At 67.3% G+C, this 1,245-nt stretch carries 1 protein-coding gene; it reads left to right on the top strand.

What is annotated here, in order from left to right; translation table 11 throughout:
- Positions 1-1,244: nuclease-related domain-containing protein (locus AC4FAH_RS00965; protein WP_490245557.1), on the top strand; the 1,244-nt coding region annotated here is incomplete at its 5' end.
- Position 1,245 lies beyond the last annotated feature (1 nt).

Here is a 1,245-nt window from a genome sequence, read left to right as displayed (position 1 = left end):
TGCTGGCGCAGGATGCTGCGCTTGCCGCGCCCGAGCGCCACAAGGTGCTGGAGGCCCTGCGTGCGATACGTGCCCGTCAGGCGCGTCGCCGTGCGCTGGCAAGCCAGCTGGATGCCTTGTTGGGGACGCGGGATGATTGGGTCGTGCTGCATGATGTGCGGCTGGCGCAGGCAGAGGGCGTGATCGAGATCGATCACCTGCTGATCAACAGCCTCATGCAGGTCTGGGTGCTGGATGCCTCCTGTTTTGATCTGACGCTCTCGATCACCCCCTTCGGTGAGCTGTTGGCCCATAGCGGACGAGTCGCGCAGGGCGGCGAGACACCCTCAGGCGAAGATGGCGTCATGGCGCATGCCGTGACGCCGTGTCCCTTGCAGGCGATCCCTGAGCGTAGCCGCGCCATCGTGCAATGGCTGGAGGCCTCCTCGTTGTTGCCTGTGCGCCTGGGGATGACCCTGCAGCCGCAATTGCGCTATCGCATCGTGGTGGCCGATGCGGCTCAGGTCAGCCGGCCGCCGGAAGATATCGTGGACAGTCGTGCGCTGCTGTCCTTCGCGCGCCTCAAGCGTCAGTGCCTGCAGGTGAGCGGCAAGACCGCTTACGTGACACGGCTGCGCAGTTTTACCCACCGCCTCGATCAGCGCCGCCTGCGCCAGCTGGGGCGCGCCATCGCGACCCAGCATGTGGCCCCCAATACGGATTGGGTGGCGGAGCTGGGCCTGGCCGCTGGCACGCGCGCGACGGAGGGCGACGCTGCCACTCAGGTATCCCCGCTGGCCTATCTATGGCAACCGCCGCTATCGCCTGAAGAACTGGCGCGGGCCTCAGGCGATAGCGCTGCCATGGCGGCAGAGTCCGATGACATGGAAGGGGCGTCGGATGACACGACGCTGGCGGTCCAGCGTGGCGTGACATCTACGGCTGCCCTGAAACGGCAGTGCGGTTTTGGGGGCCGAGGGCTGCAGGCCGCGCATTGGCAGCCCGGGCACCAGGCTCTGGATCAGGATGGCCGAGAAGGCCCCGCTAGCCCGCAGGCGGCAGGCGAGCAGCCGGGTGCTGCGGCCGACAATCAGCAAGGCGCGTCTTCCGCCCAGTCGCAGGATGAGGAAGGCTTGCCGCGCTGTCAGGGCTGTCGGCGATGGCTTTCCACCCAGAGTGTCGACTTCTGTCGCCAGGCAGATCAGGCACGCGCGCTGGGCGGGCGCCTGCTCTGCAAACGCTGTCGCGACGCCTCATGCCAGTGAG

This window comes from Cobetia sp., from assembly GCF_983723665.1.
This window is presented reverse-complemented; position numbering and strand designations above follow the sequence as displayed.